This window comes from Serratia sp. szju (assembly GCF_044594185.1).
Classification (GTDB): Bacteria; Pseudomonadota; Gammaproteobacteria; order Enterobacterales; family Enterobacteriaceae; genus Serratia; species Serratia bockelmannii.
This window is the reverse complement of sequence record NZ_CP172576.1, coordinates 2,743,194-2,764,197: the sequence shown is the minus strand read 5'-3', so window position 1 is coordinate 2,764,197 and position 21,004 is coordinate 2,743,194. Positions and strand designations below refer to the sequence as shown.

Genomic DNA, 21,004 nt, shown 5'->3' with positions numbered 1-21,004 from the left:
GCAGGGAATGCGAGGCGTTTTCGGGACGGAAAAACGGGCCGAAGCCGGGCGCACCGGCTTCGGCAACGGCGTCAAAGTGACAGCAGGCGCGTTAGCGATGGCGCAAAGTAGTAGCTGCCGGTGACCGCACGGCTGAAACGCAGCATCGCGTCGCGTTTGCCGTCCAGATCGCCGAACATGCTTAGCAGCTGCTGCTCGATATTGTGCAGGCGCGCGCAATAGGCAATGAAGAACAGGCCGTGCTTGCCGCTGGCGGTGCCGTAAGGCAAGCTCTGGCGCAGAATTTTCAGGCCCTTGCCATTCTCTTTCAGATCGACGCGGCTGACATGGGAGGTATCCGGGCGCTGATCCGCAGGCAGTTCTTCGCTGTCGTGCTTGGTGCGGCCGATGATCTGCTCCTGCTGCTCGGTGGTAAAGCGCTGCCACTGGCGCAGGTTGTGCTCGTAACGTTGCACCAGCACGTAGCTGCCGCCTGCGTCCTCTTCGCCTTCGGCGATCGTCGCCACTGCCGGGCGCTGATCGCCCTGCGGGTTTTCGGTGCCGTCGATGAAGCCGCTCAGATCGCGCTCTTCCACCCAACGGAAACCGTGGGTTTCTTCTTCAATTTTGATGACGTTGCCGAACGCTGCCAGCGCGGCCTGCGCCAGCGTGAAGTTGACGTCGTGACGCAGCGACTGGATGTGGATCAGCATATCGCGTTGGGTGGCCGGCGCCAGCCCTTTGCCAAGCGGCGTGAACGGCTTCAGCTCTTTCGCCCCCTGGCCGCTGGAGAGATCGTGCCAAACGTCGTAGCCGAAAGCGATCACCGCGCCAAGGCGCGCATCGGGGAACTGCTGCTGCAGCTCGCTCAGCGTCTGACAAAACTGCTTGCAGCCCTGGCGCAAGTCGGCGAATTCGCCCTGTACGCTAGCTTCCATAAAAATGGCGAAACGGCAGTGCTCCAGCAAAATGCCGCTCTGAACCTGTGTCATGTTGTTATCCTCGATACCAGAATCCGGCAACAGGTAAGGTATGGCGGTTGACGCGCGGGTTCCCTGTTACAAACGCGCGCTATCATACCGCAAGCACGGGCGATTGCCTTGCAGCAGCGCAAAGAAAATAGGGGTAATGATTTGGACAAGCAGGCGCCGGGAACCGGCGCCCGTTGAACGAGTTACTGCTGCGGCTTGGCGTGCCAAATGATTTTGCTGACCGTCCAACTTTTCAGGGTGTCGTCCGGCGGAATGATATCCTGCGCCCCGGCCCACTTGCCGCTGAAGATGTAGGTGACGTACTTGCTCTGCTCCGCCACGCACTCCACTTTACCGGCGTCTTCGCCGCTGCCCGGTTTACAGGAGCCGAACGCCTTGCTGTACATGTCGCCGAACGGCGTGCCGAGCTTGTTGCCCCACTCCGTCGCCACTTTCGGATCCAGCACGTCCACCTGCTGCAGGCGCCCCTTCGGTTCGCCGGTGATCACCAGCTTCACCTCGTCGCCGGACAGCGCCTGGTAGTAAGAGACGATCTGGCCGTTGTTGGTCGCCATGCCGCCGCGCAGACGGTAGTTGCCGTCCAGCCCGTCGTTGATGGCGCTTTCCGACATCGGCGTGCCGGCGTTGAGCTTGCCGACGCCCTTGGCGCCGACCTCCAGGCTGCTGCCGAACCAGTTGAACGGCGACAGGCTGGACCAGGAGAAATTGGACATGCTCGAACAGCCGGTCAATAACAGCGGAAGCCCTAACAGCAGGGGGCGAATATTCATCTCTAGCTCCTTAAACATCAATGGCACGGGGCGGTAACCCGCCCCTGCCGCACTCGGCGTTTTGCTGCGTGCCAGCCTCTCACAACGGCCCGCACTACGCCAACGGTTGCCAGCTTGGAGTGCGGAAAATGCGAAAAGTGCCGCACTTCTCGGCAATTAGTCGGCGTGCTCCGCCGGCGCGAAACAGGCTTTCAGACGCGCATTCAACAGCAGATAGCTCAGCGCGAGCGCATCGAGCAGCGCCAGCGTCAGTTCCAGCCCCGGCGCATCGCCGTCCTGGCGCCACAGGCTGAACAACGCGCCGCAGAGCGACGCCAGCACGGAGATAACCAGCCCCCAGCGCCAGCCGCGCCACAGCCGCGGCCATTGATGGCGACGACCGCTCAGCAAAAACGCCAGCGCTGCCGGCAAGCCGAGCAACATGCCGTACCAAAAACGTTGGGTATCCGGATAAAACAGCGCCAGCAAGCTTTCGCCCTGTTCACGCGAAACGCCGGCCATCACGAACAGCAGCCAGGTGCGCGCCTGCAGAATCAGCACGGCCCAAAATCCCAGCGGCAGTCGCAGCGCGCCGTGCTGGTCGTAATCGTCCGGGGAAAACCGGGGTGAGAATGGCTTCAACGATCGTTCCTTGCCAACAGAATAAAGACTATGGCTACAGATGGGCGCCGGCGATGGGAATTTCAATATGTCGGCTTAAGAAGCTCTTAAGATCGGCGTGTTTTAATGCTTATCACTAAGCAAGCAACCCGATATCAGCGGGATGTGATTTTCGATAACAATAAGGAAGCGCAACATGAAAAAACTGACTCTGGCCGCTCTGATCGCGCTGTGCAGCGCACCGGTACTGGCGCAACAAGGCGGGTTCCTCGATCCGGCCGCGCCGCAGGCCCAAACGCAAACCACCGCACAAGGTGGTTTCGCCGGCCCCAGCGCAGCGCTGACCACCGTGGACAAGGTGAAATCGCTGAGCGACGACACCTGGGTGATGCTGCAGGGCAACATCGAGCAGCGCATCGGCGACGAAACCTATACTTTCCGCGACGCCACCGGCACCCTGACGGTCGATATCGATCGCAAACGCTGGAACGGCCAAACCGTTACGCCGAAAGACAAGGTGCAGTTGGAAGGCAAAGTGGATAAAGACTGGAACAGCCTCGAAGTGGACGTGAAAACCGTCAAAAAGCTGCCGTAATGCACTGCGTCGGGCGGTGCAACACCGCCGCCCGACGCGCGATCAATATTCCTGATCTTCGATCAGCCGCTTGCCCAGGCTGGTGATGCCCTGGATCTCGTAGCCGAGCTTCTCGTACATCTCGACCACCGTGTCGTTGTCTTCGCGCACCATAATCTGGATCTTCGGGCAGCCACGGGCGATCAGCTTCTTCTCCAGACGATTGATCAACGCATTGGCGATGCCGCGTCCGCGATAGTCGGGATGCACCCCGAGGTAATACGCCGAGCCGCGGTGGCCGTCATAGCCGCCCATCACCGAACCGACCACTTCGCCGCCGACTTCCGCCACCAGGAACAGCTCAGGATCGTGGTTCAGCTTGCGCTCGATGTCCATTTCCGGATCGTTCCAGGGCCGCAGCAGATCGCAGCGCTCCCACAGGGTAATGACTTCTTCAAAGTCGTCTTGTCGAAATACGCGAATTTCCATCGATGTTGGCCGCTGTTAATTAAGGTGTTTATCTGATTATCGCGTGATTATTCACTTACGCAATATCAAACTGCGATTTACCGCGCTATTTACCCGGAAATCGCCGGTAACAGGCGTAATAAATGGAAATAGTTATCGGGTCGATTAATGATTATCAATACGATATAACGTCGCAAAATAGAAACGTCGATGGAGCGTTGCGTAATGAAAAAGCAGGGTAAACAATTCCTCAATTTTAAGCCGCTTGCCGTTTCCCCGACGCGACGCCAACTTTTGCTTTCCGGCCTGGCGGTCGCGCTGTTCGGCGTGAAAAGCCACAGCGCCAAGGCGGAAGGCATGCTGCGCAATCAGCACAGCAAACCGGCGGCGAAACCGGCCGGCGGCAAAAAGCGGGTGATGATCGATCCTGGCCACGGCGGCATTGACTCGGGCGCGGTCGGCCACGAAGGTTCGCAGGAAAAACACATCGTGCTGGAAATCGCCAACCACGTGCGCCGTTTTCTGCATGAGCATGACCACGTCGAGGCGCGCCTGACGCGCGAAGAAGACGAGTTCATTCCGCTGTTCCAGCGGGTGGAGATCGCCCACCAGCACCAGGCCGATCTGTTCATTTCGATTCACGCCGACGGTTTTACCAGCCCGTCGGCCTCCGGCGCTTCGGTGTTCGCCCTCTCCAACCGCGGCGCCAGCAGCGCCATGGCGCGCTACCTGTCCAACCGTGAAAACGCCGCCGACGACGTGGCGGGCGGCAAGTACAAGGATCAGGACAACTACCTGCAGCAGGTGCTGTTCGATCTGGTGCAAACCGACACCATCAACAACAGCCTGACGCTCGGCCGCCACGTGCTCGGCCAAATTCGCCCGGTGCACCATCTGCACAGCGACAGCACCGAACAGGCGGCGTTCGCGGTGTTGAAATCCCCGTCCATTCCCTCGGTGCTGGTGGAAACCTCGTTCATCACCAACCCGAACGAAGAGCGGCTGCTGGGCACCACCGCGTTTCGCGAGAAAATCGCCCGCGCCATCGCGGACGGCATCGTCAACTTCTTCGACTACTTCGACGCCCACCAGCGCAAACCCCGCTGATGCCGCGGGCGGCGAATAAGAGTATACTCAGCGCCTTGTTCAGCCAGACGCTATAAAGACCCCGCATGAGTTTACCTAACATCGCTGAAGTAAAATCCTTCCTGCTGGCGCTGCAGGATCATATCTGCGTGCAGCTCGCCCAGGCCGACGGCGGCGCCGTGTTCACCGAAGACCAATGGACGCGTGAAGAAGGCGGCGGTGGCCGCAGCCGCGTGTTGACCAACGGCGCGGTGTTTGAACAGGCGGGGGTTAACTTCTCGCACGTCTCCGGCGCCACCCTGCCGGCCTCGGCCACCGCGCACCGTCCGGAACTGGCCGGGCGCAGCTTCCAGGCGATGGGCGTCTCGTTGGTTATCCATCCGCTCAGCCCTTACGTGCCCACCAGCCACGCCAACGTGCGTTTCTTCATCGCCGAAAAACCGGGCGAAGCGCCGGTGTGGTGGTTCGGCGGCGGCTTTGATCTGACGCCGTTCTACGGCTTCGAAGAGGATGCCGTGCACTGGCACCGCACCGCGGCCGATCTGTGCGCGCCGTTCGGCGACGAGGTCTACCCGAAATATAAACAGTGGTGCGACGATTACTTCTTCATCAAGCACCGCAACGAAGCACGCGGCATCGGCGGCCTGTTCTACGACGATCTGAACACCCCGGACTTCGACCACTGCTTCGCCTTCACCCGCGCGGTGGGCCAGGGCTTCCTCGACGCCTACCTGCCGATCGTCGAAAAACGTAAGGCCTTGACCTGGGGCGAGCGCGAGCGCCAGTTCCAGCTGTACCGCCGCGGCCGCTACGTGGAGTTCAACCTGGTGTGGGATCGCGGCACGCTGTTCGGGCTGCAAACCGGCGGGCGCACCGAGTCCATTCTGATGTCGATGCCGCCGCTGGTGCGTTGGGAGTATAACTACCAGCCGGAAGGCGACAGCCCGGAAGCGGCGCTGGAGCGCGATTTCCTGCCGGTGCGCGACTGGCTGCAGGAGGCGAAATGATGCAGGTTTGGGTCGATGCAGACGCCTGTCCGAACGTAATCAAAGAGGTACTGTTCCGCGCCGCCGATCGTACCGCCATCACCGTGACGCTGGTGGCGAACCAACCGCTGCGCACGCCGCCGTCGAAGTACATCCGTTCGCTGCAGGTGGCGGCCGGCTTCGACGTGGCCGACAACGAGATCGTGCGCCGCTGCGAAGCGGGCGATCTGGTGATCACCGCCGACATTCCGCTGGCGGCGGAGGTGATAGAGAAAGGCGCGGTGGCGCTGAACCCGCGCGGCGAACGCTATACGCCGGACACCATCCGCGAGCGCCTCAACATGCGCGATTTTATGGATACCCTGCGCGCCAGCGGCATTCAGACCGGCGGCCCGAACGCCCTGAACCAGCGCGACCGCCAGCAGTTCGCCAACGAGCTGGACAAATGGCTGCTGCAGGCGAAACGGGCGCAATGAGAGTCTCCCCAAGAATAGGCGCTTTACTTTAAAACTTACTGCGCCTCAATCTTTATACTACGCAATCCAACGTAACATATTTCACGGCAAAGGATGAGGTTACCGCATCGTTCAAATAGCAATGGTCCATTTCGCCTTCTTTCCCTACATCCCACAGTAACGCCCACGACTCACCATCAGGACACTTTATTACCCGAAAGTTTTGTCTCCTCAACCACACAAATGAGAATAGCTCTCAACAATTGACACATCAAAGCCCAACCGATAGAGTCAAATCACTGTGTAAATAACCATGTTTATATACACAGCCATTGAATGAAGTTTCTTTTACAGTTCTATTTCGGAAATAAGAGGTTTATATGAACAATGAAACATTGGTTTCTAAACACTATTTTATGTTTATCCTAAAAAACAATAATGGTAGTGACATCAGTTGCGTTTCAGAAGTTATCGCAACTAAAGAACAAGCCCTAAGCTATTTTTCATCCGCTGTAGAAGGATTAAATATTGAGATTATAGAAATATCAAATGAGGACAACTGGAAAGAAGAACATAACCATTGAAATAAATAACATTTTTTTAAATCATAAAATTATATTCTATCGATAAAAGTCAAACAGGAGAATTTATGAGCTCAATCGTTATCTGGGCACCACCAATGTTTTGGGGGCCTTGGATGAAACTAGGTGGCCACACTGGCGAAATCACATATAATGTAAACTTTGATACGGTTTCCAATGCCCCCTCGGCCTGTGTTATTCGTGTTAAATGGGCTAAGTTGGGTCCTAGAATCACTGAGATTTTAGGCCCACCAGGAAGTGCGACGATTACATGCTATGGAACAGGAACAGATATGGTTCAAGCAAAGAGTTTCTCTTTAGGGCAAATGCTCAGGGTTGACTCTGGTTTGCCAAAACAATTTTAATTTATTAATGAAACCCATCGGGGCTCTATAATCCCCGATGGGTTTTTATTATAATTAATTTTATAACTTATTTTTACATACGTATTCATTTCACTGATGGTGTGATCCGCAGGTAGTCTGCGGTGTTCGCATCGACTTGTACGCCTAGCTCCGCCAGCATCAGCACCGCCGGCTATGCATTCCATTGAAAAAGCATTGCGGGTATAACCAATAGCCATTCAGATATTTAGGTGCCTATATGGTTAGATTATTATGCAACCATCGGCACCCGCTGCTGAACAATTCAAACGCAGCATGAAGGCCCGGCACCTGGCGATGCTGTCGCTGGGCGACATGATCAGTATCGGACTGTTTTTCAACACCGGCCACATCATTTCCACCATCGGCACGCTGCCTATCCTGATGACCATGATGGCGGTGAACTTCGCCTTCTCCGGCACGGAGCTGATCGGCATCGTCGCCTGTGAAACCGATAATCCGGAAAAAGTCGTGCGCTGGCGAGCCGCACCACGATGATCCGCCTGATGCTGTTCTACAGTCTTCGTGCAGGTATTTGAACACATCGGCGTGCCTTACGCCGCCGATATCTTCAACTTCGTGATCCTGACCAACATCCTGTCGGCGACCAACTCCGGCCAGTATTCTTCTGGGCGCATGCTGTAGCCGCTGGTCCACCAGCGCCACCTGCCAGCCTACTTTGCGCGCGCCACCGTGCGCGGCATTCCGAGCAACGCCCTAACCTTCAGCATAAGAGACGAATAATCTTCTGCTCAACCTCGTCGGACTGCGTGATCTGGTACTTCTTCACCAGTTGAGGTTCGAAGGCCCCATTACGACTCTCACATCGTCCAACTTATGGGGTGCAGTTCATGACTGCACCCTTCTCCGCTGCGGTTTAGAAGCGCACCTCCCCGCCGAAGATATAGGTGCGTCCACGGGCAGTGTTGGCGGCCGTCGCGTCATCCCCTTGGATCGGCAACATATTCAGTTTGTTCAACGCCTCGGAATAGCTCTTGTTCATCACGTTTTGCACGCTGAATTTCAGCATGACGTTGCGGTTGATCTGATAAGTGCTGTACAGGTCGATAACGGTAGGAATATTCGGCATTTCCTGCTTGAGGATTTCACCGGTCGATTCACTCTGCTCATAATCCGGCGACAGGCGACGCGTCTTGCCCGTATATTTCACGATGCTGCCGACGGTTAGCGATTCATCAAGAAAACGCACCCCGGTATCCAACGTAAAGTACATGTCCGGCAGTTCATTGATATCCCCGGCGCCGAAATAGGTGCTAGCGATGGAGGTCGGCTGCTCGGTGTGCTGTTTGCTGAAAGAGACGCGCGCGAAGGCTCGGCCGGCATCATAGTTGGCTTCAACCTCAACACCATGCATACGCACCGGCGTCAGAGAGTTGACGTAGATATACATATTGTCCGAGTAATCTTCGCTCGCATCGGCCCAATCGTTTTCCAGATTTTCGCGATAGCTGCATTTCCGTCCATTGCGGCACACCATGTAAGATTCACTGAAGATGTAATTGCGCACTTTACTGGTATAGCCCACGACCTTGAGGCGTAAAGAGTCTTCCTTCACCAGCAGATCGTGTCCGTTGGCGTTGAAGCCGGCCTGCCAGGTTTCCGCTCGTTCACCTTTGAGGAACGGGTTCATCGATGCGCCACCCGAGTTGGAATAGAACACTTCTTGAATGTTCGGCGCACGCATCGACTTGCTGTAGCTGACGAATGGCTGCAACCACGGCGTCACCTGTGCCGATAGCATTACCGAAGGATTGAACCCTTGCTCTTTCAAATTGATGCTAGCGGCCCCTTGCGGGAAGCACTCCACGCGATAATCGCATTCAGGCTTGTAACCGGTCAGCTTGTTGCTGGTGTAGTTCAGGTTGAGATCGAGCTGATAGATATCCCGGTTAAGCTGCAGGCCGGTATATAAACTGCCGATTCGCTGCTCGCCGGATGGCGCAAAGGTATTATTTTCTATTGCTTCCTGCGCCGTCTGCGAATTCTCTATAGCCGATTCTACATGCTTGCGGTATTGGTTGCGCATCAGTTTGCCGCCATAGCTGAAGGCTACATCGGTATCCAGCAGGCTGAATCGGCTGGTGTTATTGATATCCAGCGCATCGGAGCGGTTTTCCGCGTTGGTGTTAAAGAAGGTGAACAGCGAACCGCCGTCGTATTTCTGATTGCCTTTACTGGTGCTGACGGTGAGGTTTAAATCCACCAACTCCGAAAACGGCGCATAGTGATATTTGAGGTAGAGGTCATGGCTATCGATATCGCGCCGAGAAAAGCGGTTTTGGTAGTTCCTGGCGGAAAACTCAATGCTATTGAACTCGTTCGGTTTGATATCCAGTTTGAACAGCTGTGACTTGGGATTTTGCTTCATAAATTCATCGTACCCAAAATCTTCGCTGCTGATACCGTCGCCATTGTTGAAGTTCGAGTAAATGGAGCTCCCACTGATCGCGGCCATCGCGCCAATGCTGCCGGTATCGGTAAACGCCTGCCCCTTACCGGCGACGGCGATCATGCCACTGCGGCCAATGCCGTTGCTGCCGACAGAGAATTTGGTTCTCACCCCGAAAGGATTGCCAGAAAAGATCACATCATCGACACCGATTGTGCGGAAGTTAGCACTGCCTGCCAACGCATTTACGCCGCTGCCGCCACTGTTCTCACCGCGCGCCACGTCCACTCCGACGATAAAATTGGGATCTATCAAGACCCCCGCCTGGTTATTGGTCGAACCGTGTGACATCACACCAGACGTGGAAGTACCGTAATAGTTCTGGGTAATGCCGTCGACCATGGTGTTGACCCGGCCAAAACCGCTCAGACCGCGGATATTGACGCTGACGGCCCCCTGACTGGGATCGATCTGGGTATAGGTGCCCGGCATGCTGCGCAGAATGCTGTCCACCGACTCCAGATTTTTGTTTTCGTCGCGCGAGCTGAACGCGCCCGGCCGGGCCAACGCCTCTTTTTCGCTGCTCTTGCCGCTGTCGGCGGCCGAGACGTTGAGCGGGCTGAACGCCACGCTGCCTTTATTATTTTCCGCCTGTTCCTGCGCGGCCGCAGCCTGCCCGTACAGCGCCAGTCCCGCGCCGATCAGGCTCGCTATCATTTTGATTTTCATATATCCCCAGAAATAGCCAATAAGGTTTGATGGCCGACAATGCCCAGCAAAAAGCCCGCCGAAAGCGCGGTAAAAGGTTGTTATTGTTTTATTGCGCCGCAGCGTGCTACGGCGCTAAAGGTTATTTCTGCGCCTGCCGGTCCGCCGCCAGAATAAAGGCGTACTCCAGCGCGCCGTTTTCCAGCCGCGCCAGGCGGCCCGATTTGCCGCCGTGGCCGGCGGTCATGTCGGTGGAAAGCAGCAGCAGCGAATCGCCCTGCTTGAAACGCCGCAGCTTCGCCACCCATTTGGCCGGCTCCCAATACTGCACCTGCGAGTCGTACAGACCGCTGGTGACCAGCAGGTTCGGGTAATGCTGCCGGCGCACGTTGTCGTACGGGCTGTAGGATTTCATCAGCGCATAGGCGGCCGGCTGGTGCGGGTTGCCCCACTCCTCGTATTCGCCGGTGGTCAGCGGAATGCTGTCGTCCAGCATGGTGGTCACCACGTCGACGAACGGCACCTGCGCCACCACCGCGTTGTACAGCTGCGGCGCCTGATTGATCACCGCCCCCATCAGCAAGCCGCCGGCGCTGCCGCCCATGGCGTAGATGCGCCCCGGTTGGCCGTAGCCGTCTTTGATCAGCGCCTGGGTGGCGTCGATGAAGTCGTTGAAACTGTTCGGTTTGTGCGTCAGCTTGCCCTGTTTGTACCAGCTCTGCCCCAGCTCGCCGCCGCCGCGCACGTGGATCAGCGCATAGACGAAGCCGCGATCCAGCAGGCTGATGCGGTTGGCGCTGAACGCCGGATCCATGCTCATGCCGTAAGCGCCATAGCCGTACACCAGCAGCGGGTTATGCCCGTTTTTGAACAGCGATGTGCGGTACACCAGCGAGACCGGCACCTTCACGCCGTCGCGCGCCGTGACCCAGATGCGCTCGCTGTGATACAGGCTGGGATCGACGCCTTTCACCTCCTGCTGCTTCAGCAAGGTGCGCTCGCCCTTGTTCAGATCCCACTCATAGGTGCGGGTCGGCGTGGTCATCGCCGAATAGCCGTAGCGCAAGCGATCGCTGTCCGGCTCGGGGTTATAGCCCAGCCAGGCCATGTAGCTGGCATCGTCGAACGGGATGGCGCGCTCGGTTTTGCCGTCCCAGCTGATTTGCCGCAGCTGCACCAGCCCGTTGGCGCGCTCCTGCACCACCAGCCAGTCGCGGAACAGGCTGAAGCTTTCCACCTCGTGCTGCGCCTGCGGTGCGATCAGCGTCTGCCACGGTTTGCCCGCCGCCGCCGTGCGGTACAGGCCGAAGTTCGGATCCTGATGGTTGGAGCGCAGGTAGAACTCGCCCCGGTAGTGATCGAGGTAATACTCGCGGCCGTTCTGCCGAGCGGCGAACAGCTGCGGCTCGCGCTGCGGCTGGTTGGCGTCGATCAGGCGCACTTCGGAGGTGGTGTTGCCGCTGATGGTCAGAATCAGGTAATCGCGCGAGGACGAGCGGCCGAGGCTGAGGTAGAACGCCGGATCGTTCTCCTGGTACACCAGCTTATCTTCCGCCGTCGGTGTCCCGTACTGATGGCGATAGACCTGGTATGGCAACAGCGTTTGCGGGTGGTTGCGCACGTAGAACAGGGTTTGGTTGTCGTTGGCCCACACCATATTGCCGGAGGTGTTTTCCAGCGTTTCCGGCGACCAACGCTCACTGTCTATCTCGCGCAGGGAGATGCGGTATTGGCGACGGCCCTGCAGATCTTCGGCTACCGCCAGGCGGCGGTTGTCCAGGCTGACGTCCATCGCCCCCAGGCGGTAATAGGCGTGGCCGGCCGCGCGCTGATTGGCGTCCAGCAAGGTTTGCCACGGCGCGTCGGCGGTGAGCGCCTGGCGCTGATACAGTGCGAAATCTTTACCGGCGGCGTAGCTTTCCTGGTAGCGATAGCCGTTGAGCTGATACGGCACCGAACGATCGTCAGGGCTCATGCGGCCCAGCATCTCCTGATACAGCGTGGCGCGCAGCTTCTGGTACGGCGCCATCATCTGCTCGGTATAACGGTTCTCCGCCTTCAGGTAGTCCAGCACCTTCGGTTCTTTTCGGCTGTCGTCGCGCAGCCAGTAGTAATCGTCGGTGCGCGTCTCGCCGTGGGCCGTCAGCACTTTCGGCGCGCGTTCCGCCAACGGCGGCTGCGGTTGCGCCAGCGCGGCGCCGGCGACGCCTAAAGAAAGCCAGAGCGCGGCCGCGATGCGACGGCGCGAGGTAGATAACAGCGGATTCATAATCCCTCACGAAGTTTGAAGAGGCGCACGACGGCGATGCGGCGCCTGCGGGCATTAACGGCGGGCATTCAGCTCCGCCAGATTGAAATCGATCGGCATCGTCACCTTGACGGCCCCCTGTTGCAGCATCTCCGGCGGCGGCGGCGGCAACGGCTGGGCGCGCGACACCACCGCCACCGCTTCCCGATCTAGCGACGCGGTGCCGGAACGCACCTGCAGCATGACGTTCGAGACCCGTCCCTGCGCGTCAACGCTGAAACTGACCTGCGGCATGCCGCTGCGCCGCCGGCTGCGGGCATCCAAAGGGTAATCCTTGATGCGGTTCAGTTTGCCTTTCACCAGGCTCTCCCACGACAGTTTGGCCTGCGCATTGCTGTTGGCGTCGCTGTTGATCGGGGCGGCGGTCTGGTGGGAGATCGTCTGCGCCTGCGGCGCGGCGGCGCTGGACGCGGCGGCATTGCGCGTCTCTTTGGCCTGTTCCTGCGGCTTCGGCTGCGCTTTTTGCGGGGGACGGTGTTCGGCGCGCTTCTTCTGCGCCGTCACGATTTTTGCTTTATCGGCGCGCGCCAGCTTGGGCAGATCCGGCTGTTGCTGCTGCTCCGCGGGCTGCGCCGCGGCGGATTCCGCCTGCTGCACGCCCAGCGGCAGCGGCTTGCTTTCCGGCGCTTCAATCTGCGCCGCCCAGCTCATCATCACCGCCGGCGGCGGCAACACCACCGGCTCCAGCGCCGTCTGCGGCCAGTAAAACAGCAGCACCAACGCCGCGTGCGCCGCCAGGGCGAGCAGCAGGCCGCGCGCCCAGCGCGGCTGCGGCAGTTCAAAGGCCGGGAGGGAGTAAGACTGACTTAACATAGGGGCATTAGCTTACTTAATTGCGAATGATTGCAGATCACATTTACTAATGATAATCATTTGCAACTATAATTAACACCCCTTTTCACTCTCTTAACGTATTCATTTCACTGATGGTGTGATCCACAGGTAGTCTGCGGTATTCGCATCGACCTGTACGCCCGGTTCCGCCAGCATCAGCACCGTCGGCACCGCCGCCGGTTGCAGATCCCGCACGTGCAGCGGCACGCCCACCGATTTGGCGGCGTGATAGCCACCGGCGATCAACAACGCGGGCGTCGGTGCCGCCAGCAGACGTTCCGCCATGCGCCGATCGCGCTGCTGCTGGATCGCCAGCATCGCGTGCAGTTGGTCGGCCTCAATCTTGCCGCCGTGCGAAGTGCGGATGGTCTCTTCCAGCGCCTTGCGCACCGCCGGCTGCGCCGATAGCTGCCCCGCCGGGAACTGCGGCTGCTGATAGAACGCCGTAATCTCGCTGCGATCCAGGTTGGCCGACCACAGCGGGTAAGGTGCACGCATCGCCGCCATCGTCACCCCGCCATACAGCTCCCACTTCCAGCCCGGCTGCCAGGCGATCAGTTCCGCTACGCGGCCGTCACGCACCGTGGGATCGCTCTGCAGCCACTGTTTGACCTTGTCGACCTGCGCCTGCTGGTTCGGGTTGATCATCTCCATCAGCACGCTGCCCTGCGGCCGCCGTTGCGGCAGCTGCTGCACCAGCCATTGCTCAATCTGATGGTGGTAAGGATTGTCATGCTTCTCCCCCAGGATCACCCGCGGCTGCTGCGCCAATCGCGTCAACAGCTGCTCCGGCGTCAGGGTCGCGCCGCTGTGCAGATCGGTGATGCTACCCAGACTCACGACGTCGCTGGCCGGTGTCTTAACCGGCGTTTGGCTGCAGGCGCCAAGCGCCAACGCCGCCAATAAAATCAGATATCTCATCATGTTGCCCCATTATCGAAAATGGCGACATTATAGATAATAATTATCATTTGCATATATATTTGGCTTAACGATTTTTTTACGCGGCGATCGCCGGCTGCGCATTGCGTTGAAAAAGCATTGCGGGTATAACCAATAGCCATTCAGATATTTAGACGTCTATACGGATAGATTATTATGCAACCATCGGCACCCGCCGCAGGACAGTTCAAACGCAGCATGAAGGCCCGGCACCTGGTGATGCTGTCGCTGGGCGGCGTGATCGGCACTGGGCTGTTTTTCAACACCGGCTACATCATCTCCACCACCGGCGCGCTCGGCACGCTGCTGGCCTACCTGATCGGCGCATTGGTGGTGTATCTGGTGATGCTGTGCCTGGGCGAACTGTCGGTGGCGATGCCGGAAACCGGCGCCTTTCACGTCTATGCTTCGCGCTATCTGGGGCCGGCCACCGGCTATGCCGTCGCCTGGCTGTATTGGCTCACCTGGACGGTGGCGCTCGGCTCCAGCCTGACCGCCGCCGGATTCTGCATGCAGTACTGGTTCCCGCAGTCGCCGGTGTGGCTGTGGTGCCTGATCTTCTGCGCGGCCATTTTCCTGCTTAACGTGGTGACCACCCGCTTTTTCGCCGAAAGCGAATTCTGGTTTTCGCTGATCAAAGTGGTGACCATTCTGGCGTTCATCATACTGGGCGGTGCCGCCATGTTCGGTCTTCTGCCGATGAAAGACGGCACGCCGGCGCCGTTCCTGCATAACCTGATCGCTTCCGGCTGGCTGCCGCACGGCACGCTGCCGATCCTGATGACCATGGTGGCGGTGAACTTCGCTTTCTCCGGCACGGAGCTGATCGGCATTGCCGCCGGTGAAACCGAGAACCCGGAAAAAGTCGTACCGCTGGCGATCCGCACCACGGTGATCCGCCTGATGCTGTTCTTTATCGGCACGGTCTTCGTGCTGGCGGCGTTGATCCCGATGGATCAGGCGGGGATCGTCAAAAGCCCGTTCGTGTTGGTGTTTGAACGCATCGGCGTGCCTTACGCGGCCGATATCTTCAACTTCGTGATCCTGACCGCCATCCTGTCGGCGGCCAACTCCGGCCTGTACGCCTCGGGACGCATGCTGTGGTCGCTGGCCCACCAGCGCACCCTGCCGGCCTACTTTGCGCGCGTCAATGCGCGCGGCATTCCGATCAACGCCCTGACCTTCAGCATGCTCGGCGGCGTGCTGGCGCTGCTGACCAGCGTGATCGCGCCGGACACGGTGTTTGTCGCCCTGTCGGCGATCTCCGGTTTTGCGGTGGTGGCGGTGTGGCTGAGCATCTGCGCGGCCCACTTTGCTTTCCGCCGCGCCTACCTGCGCAGCGGCCAGCCGATAAGCGGCTTGAAATACCGCGCGCCTGGCTACCCGCTGACGCCGATCCTCGGCTTTGCGCTGTGCCTGCTGGCCTGCATCGGGCTGGCGTTCGATCCGGAGCAGCGCATCGCGCTCTACTGCGGGCTGCCGTTCGTCGCCCTGTGCTACCTCACCTATTTCCTGACCCGGCGCGCCGGGCAAAAAAACGCTTTGGGAGAACAACATGTCGGTTAACAACCCTGTCGCCCGCCTGCTGGCCGAACACCCCACGCTGATCCTGGACGGCGCGCTGGCCACCGAGCTGGAAGCGCGTGGCTGCGATCTGACCGATCCGCTGTGGTCGGCCAAGGTGCTGATTGAAAATCCCGAGCTTATCTATCAGATACACCTCGATTATTTCAACGCCGGCGCCCAGTGCGCCATCACCGCCAGTTATCAGGCCACGCCGCAGGGCTTCTTGCGCCGCGGCCTGGATCAGGATCAATCGCTGGCGTTGATCGCCAAAAGCGTGCAGCTGGCGCAACGCGCGCGCCACGATTATCTGGCCGCACACCCGCAGGCGGCGCCGCTGTTGATCGCCGGTTCGGTGGGTCCGTACGGCGCCTATCTGGCCGACGGTTCGGAATACCGCGGCGACTACCGGCTGGCACAGGATGACATGATTGCCTTCCACCGCCCGCGCCTCGCAGCCCTGGCCGCCGCCGGCGTCGATCTGCTGGCCTGCGAAACGCTGCCGTCGTTCACCGAACTGCAGGCGCTGCTGACGCTGCTGCAGGAGTTCCCGACGCTCGGCGCCTGGTTCGCCTTCACCCTGCGCGACAGCCAACATCTCAGCGACGGCACGCCGCTGACGGAAGTCCTGTCCGCGCTGCGCGGCAATCCGCAGGTGCTGGCGATCGGCATCAACTGCATCGCGCTGGACAAGGTCGCCCCAGCGCTGCGCCAACTGGGCGCGCTGGCCGACAAACCGCTGCTGGTTTATCCGAACTCCGGCGAGCACTACGATGCGATCAGCAAAACCTGGCACGCGTGCGGCGGCGAGCACGGCAGCCTGGTCGATCAGGCGACAGAGTGGCGCGCGCTCGGCGCACAATTGATCGGCGGCTGTTGTCGCACTACGCCGCAGGATATTCGCGCCATCGCCGCGCGCTGTAAGAAATGAGCAGGGGGGTTATTCGGTTAGCCGGCGTAAGTGTTCAGCGGCTTGTTCAACGTTGAGGCGGCCTTGAGCTGCTTCAACCGTAATTTCGACCAGTTCTGCGTCTTCCCGCAGTGCAATGCCATTAATACCGAGAAATAGCGCCATGCTTTGGAAGGCCGTACGTTTGTTGCCATCAAGAAAAATGTGACCGTGGCTGATGGCGATGAGATAGAGCGCGGCCAAGCGGTAAACGTCTGTGACGTTCTCGTAGTGGTAAGCATTGAGCACGCGGTTGGCTACAGCCTCAACTTTGCTGCCTTCCTGGCGGCCGTGAGGCACAATTTCAGCATTGAACTCCGCAATATCCTCTGCGGTCAAAAAGATCATCTATTCGCCAGCGCCTTAATCGTATCCGCGTGTTTAGCCTGAATGCGCGCTTTCACTTTGGCTTTGACCAAAACCTCATAGTCGGCCTTACTGATGATGTAAACCTCATCGTGTCCGCGGCGCGTCACTTCCACCGGCTGTTTTTGCGCTTCCAAAAGCACCTCGGCCAAATTGTTTCTCGCCGCCGTGTAGCTAATCGTAGTCATTTTCTTTACCTGTACATGTACATATTTGACGATTATTTGTACCACGTCCACTGGAAATAAAAAAGCCCCCGGCGCCAACGGCGCAGGGGGCCAGTCACTCAACCCGGGCTTACAGTGGTTCGGTCTGGGCTTCCACTACCGCCAGCGCCACCATGTTGACGATGCGGCGAACCGAGGCGATCGGCGTCAGGATGTGCACCGGCTTGGCGACCCCCATCAGCACCGGCCCGACGGTCACCCCTTCCGAGCAGGAGACGCGCAGCAGGTTGTAGCTGATGCGTGCCGCTTCCATGTTCGGCATGATCAGCAGGTTGGCTGAGCCTTTCAGCGGGCTGTCCGGCATCAAATCGTGACGGATGCTTTCCACCAGCGCGGCGTCGCCGTGCATTTCGCCGTCGATCTCCAGCTCCGGCGCCAGCTCATTCACCAGCTCCAACGTTTTACGCATCTTGCGCGCCGCCGGGCAATCAGACGAACCGAAGCTGGAGTGAGACAGCAGCGCCACCTTAGGTTCGATACCGAAGCGGCGCACGGTTTCCGCCGCCATCAGGGTGATCTCCGCCAGCTGTTCCGGCGTCGGATCGTCGTTGACGTAGGTGTCGGCGATGAAAGTGTTGCCGCTCGGCAGCAGCAGCGCGTTCATCGCGCCGGCGACGTGCGCGCCTTCACGGAAACCGAACACGTTCTTCACCACGTCGTAATGCTCGTGGTAGCTGCCGATGGTGCCGCAGATCATCGCATCCGCTTCGCCGCGGTGCAGCATGATGGCGGCGATAAGCGTCGGGTTGCCGATCACCGCGCGGCGCGCCTGTTCCTGCGAAACGCCGCGGCGTTTCATGATCTGGTAGTACTCGCCCCAGTATTCGTTGAAGCGCGGGTCCGACTCGTTGTTCACCACTTCGAAATCTTTACCCGGCGTCAGCTGCAGACCCAGCTTTTTCAGGCGCATCTCGATCACGCTCGGGCGGCCGACCAGGATCGGGAAGGCCAGCCCCTGCGACACCAGCTCCTGCGTGGCGTGCAGCACGCGCTCTTCCTCGCCTTCCGCCAGCACCACCCGCTTCACCTCTTTGCGCGCCTGCGAGAAGATCGGCTTCATGAACAGGTTGGTTTTGTAGACGAACTCCGCCAGCTTCTCGACGTAGGCGTCGAAGTCTTCGATCGGGCGCGTCGCCACGCCGGAATCCATCGCCGCCTTGGCCACCGCCGGCGCGATCTTGACGATCAGGCGCGGATCGAACGGTTTCGGAATGATGTATTCCGGGCCGAAGGAGAGATCCTGGTCATCATAGGCGGAAGCCACCACGTCGCTCTGCTCTGCCAGCGCCAGATCGGCGATGGCATGCACGCAGGCCAGTTTCATCTCTTCGTTGATAGTGGTGGCGCCCACGTCCAGCGCGCCGCGGAAAATGAACGGGAAGCACAGGACGTTGTTCACCTGGTTCGGGTAGTCGGAACGGCCGGTACATATGATGGCGTCCGGGCGCACCGCTTTGGCCAGCGGCGGCAGAATTTCCGGTTCCGGGTTGGCCAGCGCCATGATCAGCGGATCGCGCGCCATGGTTTTCACCATATCCTGCGTCAGGACGCCCGGGCCGGAGCAGCCGAGGAAGATGTCGGCGTTCGGGATGGCGTCGCCCAGCGTGCGCTGACCGTTATCCTCGATGGCGTAGGCGGCTTTGGTCTGCTCCATGTTAGCGTCGCGGCCTTTATAGATGACGCCTTTGGAATCGCAGACGGTGATGTTCTGTTGACGCAGCCCCAGCGCCACCAGCAGGTTCAGACAGGCGATAGAGGCCGCACCGGCGCCGGACACCACCAGCCGTACGTCGGAGATGTTCTTCTTCACCACACGCAGGCCGTTGAGCACCGCCGCAGTGGTGATGATCGCCGTGCCGTGCTGGTCGTCGTGGAACACCGGGATCTTCATGCGCTCACGCAGTTTCTGTTCGATGTAGAAACACTCCGGCGCCTTGATGTCTTCCAGGTTGATACCGCCGAAGGTCGGTTCCAGCGCGGCAATAATGTCGATTAATTTGTCAGGGTTATGCTCATCCACTTCGATATCAAATACGTCGATACCGGAAAACTTCTTGAACAAAACGCCCTTGCCTTCCATCACCGGCTTACCGGCCAACGCGCCGATATTGCCCAGACCCAGAACCGCCGTGCCGTTGGAAATCACCGCCACCAGGTTGCCGCGCGCGGTGTATTTGTAGGCCGCCAGCGGATCTTCGGCGATCTCGAGGCAAGGCGCGGCGACGCCCGGCGAATAGGCCAGCGCCAGATCGCGCTGGGTCGCCAACGGTTTGGTAGGGGAAACCTGGATCTTCCCTGGGACAGGAAACTGATGGAAATCAAGGGCACTCTGTTTGAGCTGTTCGTCCATTATGGATTCCTTTGTTTTTTGCTTTTATGTTGAGGTAAGGCTTTGAGGCTGCGCCCTGCCGTGGGCCATGGCGCCCAAGTACAATGACAGGGCACAGCCTTGAAGTATAGTGAGAGAAACATCACAAACTTTGAAGCGCGCCATAACCTTGGTCGAAATTCCGTTTTAAAAGTAAAAAAAAGAAGGTCTGCGGGACGAGCAAAGAAACGCCGCCGTCAGCGCGGCGGCAGCATGGCGCGCCAGGCGTTGAGCGTATCCACCTGGCCGGCGCAAATGTGTAACGAGGTTTGTAACGCCAGGGCATAGCTTACCGCATCGCCCCAGGTCTTCCCCTGCAACTGCGGCTGCTCACAGGGAGCGAATACCGATTCAGGGGGCAACAGCGGCACGGCCTGCGGCGCCGGCGGCCGGGCGCAGGAGCTCAAACACAGCGCCAGGCAGAGGCTGAGCGGCGCAGGGATCGTTTTTAATCGCTTCACGGTATTTCCTCTGATAAGCCTCGTGTTGTTGGCGTAGCTGCTGTTCCTGCCGCTGCTGCGCCGCCATCAGCGCACGATTTTGCGCATCCTGAGTCTGCAGGGTGGCGATTAGTCCGGCCTGCTGCGCCAGACTTTTCTGTAACTCTGCCGCCTGTTGCCGTGCAGACGCCAACTGGTGCGACAGCAGCGAGCTGTAGCCACCCAGGCAGATTGCCGCCAGCAACAACAGCAGCAAGCCGCCCTGCATCAGTTTTTGCAGCCAACCGCTCATGCCGGGTAGTCCCGGAACGGCAGTTGGAAGTGCGGGCCATCCTTGAGGGTTTTCCATTCGCCGCCCCATTCGACGTTGATGCCGCATTCACGCGCCGCGCGCCGCACCGCCACCGCAATCTGCGCGTAGTAATCCCACTCCCAGGAGACCACGCCCGCCGGCATCGCCACCACGTCCACCGCGTGGCCGGTCAGGTGGCGGCTGCGCAGCGTTTGGCTGCTGCCGGCGCGCACCATTTCCCGCTGGCGCGCCATACTGCGCAGCCCCTCGCTGACGGAAAACGGCACCAGGGAATAACGCAGCGCCAGACGAATAACGCGCACCAGATCCGGGTGCACGCCGCGCAGGTTTTCTTCGCTGCGGGCAGTAAAGCGAATCTCTTCGATGTCATTTAACATTTTTAAACCCCGTCTTTTTGCCGATGAATTTTTTAATTAAGGCGTTGATGTAATCCGCCCCCATAAAACCAATCAGTACGCTGGCCAAATTCGCCCACTTTAATTCCAGGCCCATCAACGCCAGCGCATCGCGCACCGTCCAGGCCAATAACGCGCACATCGCCGCATTCAATAAACGGCGCCGAATACCCACGTTGCGATAGGCACCGTGCAATAGCGCCATCACGCCGGCCAGAATGGCGTTCAATACCGGCTGAAGGTATTCACATACTCGCTGGACTATTAAGCCAACAGCGTCAGGCTCTATGCTGGACATAGCTCATCT

The 21,004-nt window shown here is 59.2% G+C and carries 23 protein-coding genes and 1 pseudogene; 9 read left to right on the top strand and 15 right to left on the bottom strand.

The features are described 5' to 3' along the window. Positions 1–71: 71 nt before the first annotated feature. From RE418_RS13070 to RE418_RS13060, 3 genes are all read right to left on the bottom strand, one after another. Positions 72–971, bottom strand: coding sequence for a Dyp-type peroxidase (locus tag RE418_RS13070; protein ID WP_004936493.1), 900 nt, complete (start codon positions 969–971; stop codon positions 72–74). Between the two features lie 182 nt (positions 972–1,153). After that, complete coding sequence (locus RE418_RS13065) at positions 1,154–1,741, bottom strand: RpoE-regulated lipoprotein (protein WP_089181188.1); 588 nt, start codon at positions 1,739–1,741, stop codon at positions 1,154–1,156. A 156-nt stretch (positions 1,742–1,897) separates the two neighbouring features. Then, the gene (locus tag RE418_RS13060) at positions 1,898–2,362 is read right to left on the bottom strand and encodes a DUF2919 domain-containing protein (protein WP_025303790.1); all 465 of its coding nucleotides are present in this window, start codon (positions 2,360–2,362) and stop codon (positions 1,898–1,900) included. A gap of 175 nt (positions 2,363–2,537) precedes the next feature. On the opposite strand from RE418_RS13060, the gene RE418_RS13055 reads away from it, so the two are divergent. Further along, complete coding sequence (locus RE418_RS13055; RefSeq protein WP_025303791.1) at positions 2,538–2,936, top strand: YgiW/YdeI family stress tolerance OB fold protein; 399 nt, start codon at positions 2,538–2,540, stop codon at positions 2,934–2,936. Between the two features lie 42 nt (positions 2,937–2,978). On the opposite strand, the gene RE418_RS13050 is transcribed toward RE418_RS13055, so the two are convergent. Then, entirely contained in the window at positions 2,979–3,404 is a 426-nt protein-coding gene (locus RE418_RS13050; protein ID WP_004936504.1) for a GNAT family acetyltransferase, read from the bottom strand. Positions 3,405–3,608: 204 nt separating this feature from the next. Between RE418_RS13050 and amiA the strand changes: the two genes are divergently transcribed. The 6 genes and pseudogenes from amiA to RE418_RS13020 all read left to right on the top strand — a co-directional run bounded on the left by amiA (position 3,609) and on the right by RE418_RS13020 (position 7,519). Beyond that, the gene (amiA, locus tag RE418_RS13045; RefSeq protein WP_043140361.1) at positions 3,609–4,490 is read left to right on the top strand and encodes an N-acetylmuramoyl-L-alanine amidase AmiA; all 882 of its coding nucleotides are present in this window, start codon (positions 3,609–3,611) and stop codon (positions 4,488–4,490) included. A 65-nt stretch (positions 4,491–4,555) separates the two neighbouring features. Beyond that, a complete protein-coding gene (gene hemF / locus RE418_RS13040) occupies positions 4,556–5,476 on the top strand; it encodes an oxygen-dependent coproporphyrinogen oxidase (RefSeq protein ID WP_089181189.1) in 921 nt (306 codons plus the stop codon). Continuing rightward, positions 5,476–5,931 (top strand): YaiI/YqxD family protein, encoded by a 456-nt coding sequence (locus RE418_RS13035; protein WP_025303794.1) that lies wholly within the window; start codon positions 5,476–5,478, stop codon positions 5,929–5,931. Before hemF ends, RE418_RS13035 begins: the two co-directional genes overlap by 1 nt. 359 nt (positions 5,932–6,290) lie before the next feature. Then, positions 6,291–6,494, top strand: coding sequence for a hypothetical protein (locus RE418_RS13030; protein ID WP_072271550.1), 204 nt, complete (start codon positions 6,291–6,293; stop codon positions 6,492–6,494). Between the two features lie 65 nt (positions 6,495–6,559). Beyond that, positions 6,560–6,856 carry a colicin Z C-terminal domain-related protein gene (locus tag RE418_RS13025; RefSeq protein ID WP_072271551.1) on the top strand — a complete coding sequence of 99 codons (297 nt, stop codon included), beginning with the start codon at positions 6,560–6,562 and terminating at the stop codon, positions 6,854–6,856. Between the two features lie 252 nt (positions 6,857–7,108). Continuing rightward, positions 7,109–7,519: pseudogene (locus tag RE418_RS13020) on the top strand (hypothetical protein). Between the two features lie 232 nt (positions 7,520–7,751). Here the strand turns inward: RE418_RS13020 and RE418_RS13015 are convergent. The 4 genes from RE418_RS13015 to RE418_RS13000 form a co-directional block, all read right to left on the bottom strand. Next, a complete protein-coding gene (locus tag RE418_RS13015) occupies positions 7,752–10,013 on the bottom strand; it encodes a TonB-dependent receptor domain-containing protein (protein WP_089181190.1) in 2,262 nt (753 codons plus the stop codon). Positions 10,014–10,134: 121 nt separating this feature from the next. Continuing rightward, a complete protein-coding gene (locus RE418_RS13010) occupies positions 10,135–12,261 on the bottom strand; it encodes a S9 family peptidase (protein ID WP_197813377.1) in 2,127 nt (708 codons plus the stop codon). A 54-nt stretch (positions 12,262–12,315) separates the two neighbouring features. Next, on the bottom strand, positions 12,316–13,113 hold the full coding sequence (locus RE418_RS13005) for an energy transducer TonB (protein ID WP_025303797.1): 798 nt from the start codon (positions 13,111–13,113) through the stop codon (positions 12,316–12,318). 102 nt (positions 13,114–13,215) lie between these two features. Continuing rightward, the gene (locus RE418_RS13000; protein ID WP_025303798.1) at positions 13,216–14,055 is read right to left on the bottom strand and encodes a ChaN family lipoprotein; all 840 of its coding nucleotides are present in this window, start codon (positions 14,053–14,055) and stop codon (positions 13,216–13,218) included. Between the two features lie 177 nt (positions 14,056–14,232). Here RE418_RS13000 and mmuP point away from each other — a divergent pair, with 177 nt between their 5' ends. Together mmuP and mmuM are read left to right on the top strand one after the other, a co-directional pair. Further along, positions 14,233–15,642 carry an S-methylmethionine permease gene (gene mmuP, locus RE418_RS12995; RefSeq protein ID WP_049205384.1) on the top strand — a complete coding sequence of 470 codons (1,410 nt, stop codon included), beginning with the start codon at positions 14,233–14,235 and terminating at the stop codon, positions 15,640–15,642. Next, positions 15,632–16,570 (top strand): homocysteine S-methyltransferase, encoded by a 939-nt coding sequence (gene mmuM, locus RE418_RS12990; protein WP_089181192.1) that lies wholly within the window; start codon positions 15,632–15,634, stop codon positions 16,568–16,570. Before mmuP ends, mmuM begins: the two co-directional genes overlap by 11 nt. Positions 16,571–16,579: 9 nt before the next feature. Here mmuM and RE418_RS12985 read toward each other — a convergent pair whose 3' ends face one another. The 7 genes from RE418_RS12985 to RE418_RS12955 all read right to left on the bottom strand — a co-directional run bounded on the left by RE418_RS12985 (position 16,580) and on the right by RE418_RS12955 (position 20,995). Further along, positions 16,580–16,936 carry a type II toxin-antitoxin system death-on-curing family toxin gene (locus tag RE418_RS12985; protein ID WP_025303801.1) on the bottom strand — a complete coding sequence of 119 codons (357 nt, stop codon included), beginning with the start codon at positions 16,934–16,936 and terminating at the stop codon, positions 16,580–16,582. Then, a complete protein-coding gene (locus RE418_RS12980; RefSeq protein ID WP_004936539.1) occupies positions 16,933–17,142 on the bottom strand; it encodes a type II toxin-antitoxin system Phd/YefM family antitoxin in 210 nt (69 codons plus the stop codon). The genes RE418_RS12985 and RE418_RS12980 overlap by 4 nt, the downstream gene beginning before the upstream one ends. Positions 17,143–17,251: 109 nt before the next feature. Continuing rightward, complete coding sequence (maeB, locus tag RE418_RS12975) at positions 17,252–19,531, bottom strand: NADP-dependent oxaloacetate-decarboxylating malate dehydrogenase (protein ID WP_016926766.1); 2,280 nt, start codon at positions 19,529–19,531, stop codon at positions 17,252–17,254. A 215-nt stretch (positions 19,532–19,746) separates the two neighbouring features. After that, a complete protein-coding gene (locus RE418_RS12970; protein ID WP_049205380.1) occupies positions 19,747–19,920 on the bottom strand; it encodes a hypothetical protein in 174 nt (57 codons plus the stop codon). Continuing rightward, positions 19,901–20,281 carry a DUF2570 family protein gene (locus RE418_RS12965; protein ID WP_025303802.1) on the bottom strand — a complete coding sequence of 127 codons (381 nt, stop codon included), beginning with the start codon at positions 20,279–20,281 and terminating at the stop codon, positions 19,901–19,903. The genes RE418_RS12970 and RE418_RS12965 overlap by 20 nt, the downstream gene beginning before the upstream one ends. Further along, positions 20,278–20,679, bottom strand: coding sequence for a M15 family metallopeptidase (locus RE418_RS12960; protein ID WP_015378690.1), 402 nt, complete (start codon positions 20,677–20,679; stop codon positions 20,278–20,280). The genes RE418_RS12965 and RE418_RS12960 overlap by 4 nt, the downstream gene beginning before the upstream one ends. After that, entirely contained in the window at positions 20,669–20,995 is a 327-nt protein-coding gene (locus RE418_RS12955) for a phage holin, lambda family (RefSeq protein WP_004936551.1), read from the bottom strand. Before RE418_RS12955 ends, RE418_RS12960 begins: the two co-directional genes overlap by 11 nt. Between the last annotated feature and the right edge of the window lie 9 nt (positions 20,996–21,004).

Bases quoted from the DNA above. Each gene is read 5' to 3' on its own strand.
- RE418_RS12980 (WP_004936539.1), bottom strand. From the start codon at position 17,142: ATGACTACGATTAGCTACACGGCGGCGAGAAACAATTTGGCCGAGGTG.
- RE418_RS13025 (WP_072271551.1), top strand. From the start codon at position 6,560: ATGAGCTCAATCGTTATCTGGGCACCACCAATGTTTTGGGGGCCTTGG.
- RE418_RS13030 (WP_072271550.1), top strand. From the start codon at position 6,291: ATGAACAATGAAACATTGGTTTCTAAACACTATTTTATGTTTATCCTA.
- RE418_RS13035 (WP_025303794.1), top strand. From the start codon at position 5,476: ATGCAGGTTTGGGTCGATGCAGACGCCTGTCCGAACGTAATCAAAGAG.
- RE418_RS13050 (WP_004936504.1), bottom strand. From the start codon at position 3,404: ATGGAAATTCGCGTATTTCGACAAGACGACTTTGAAGAAGTCATTACC.
- RE418_RS13015 (WP_089181190.1), bottom strand. From the start codon at position 10,013: ATGAAAATCAAAATGATAGCGAGCCTGATCGGCGCGGGACTGGCGCTG.
- RE418_RS12965 (WP_025303802.1), bottom strand. From the start codon at position 20,281: ATGAGCGGTTGGCTGCAAAAACTGATGCAGGGCGGCTTGCTGCTGTTG.
- RE418_RS13065 (WP_089181188.1), bottom strand. From the start codon at position 1,741: ATGAATATTCGCCCCCTGCTGTTAGGGCTTCCGCTGTTATTGACCGGC.
- RE418_RS12985 (WP_025303801.1), bottom strand. From the start codon at position 16,936: ATGATCTTTTTGACCGCAGAGGATATTGCGGAGTTCAATGCTGAAATT.
- RE418_RS13010 (WP_197813377.1), bottom strand. From the start codon at position 12,261: ATGAATCCGCTGTTATCTACCTCGCGCCGTCGCATCGCGGCCGCGCTC.
- RE418_RS13070 (WP_004936493.1), bottom strand. From the start codon at position 971: ATGACACAGGTTCAGAGCGGCATTTTGCTGGAGCACTGCCGTTTCGCC.
- RE418_RS13055 (WP_025303791.1), top strand. From the start codon at position 2,538: ATGAAAAAACTGACTCTGGCCGCTCTGATCGCGCTGTGCAGCGCACCG.
- RE418_RS13005 (WP_025303797.1), bottom strand. From the start codon at position 13,113: ATGTTAAGTCAGTCTTACTCCCTCCCGGCCTTTGAACTGCCGCAGCCG.
- mmuM (WP_089181192.1), top strand. From the start codon at position 15,632: ATGTCGGTTAACAACCCTGTCGCCCGCCTGCTGGCCGAACACCCCACG.
- RE418_RS13000 (WP_025303798.1), bottom strand. From the start codon at position 14,055: ATGAGATATCTGATTTTATTGGCGGCGTTGGCGCTTGGCGCCTGCAGC.
- amiA (WP_043140361.1), top strand. From the start codon at position 3,609: ATGAAAAAGCAGGGTAAACAATTCCTCAATTTTAAGCCGCTTGCCGTT.
- hemF (WP_089181189.1), top strand. From the start codon at position 4,556: ATGAGTTTACCTAACATCGCTGAAGTAAAATCCTTCCTGCTGGCGCTG.
- maeB (WP_016926766.1), bottom strand. From the start codon at position 19,531: ATGGACGAACAGCTCAAACAGAGTGCCCTTGATTTCCATCAGTTTCCT.
- mmuP (WP_049205384.1), top strand. From the start codon at position 14,233: ATGCAACCATCGGCACCCGCCGCAGGACAGTTCAAACGCAGCATGAAG.
- RE418_RS12960 (WP_015378690.1), bottom strand. From the start codon at position 20,679: ATGTTAAATGACATCGAAGAGATTCGCTTTACTGCCCGCAGCGAAGAA.
- RE418_RS12955 (WP_004936551.1), bottom strand. From the start codon at position 20,995: ATGTCCAGCATAGAGCCTGACGCTGTTGGCTTAATAGTCCAGCGAGTA.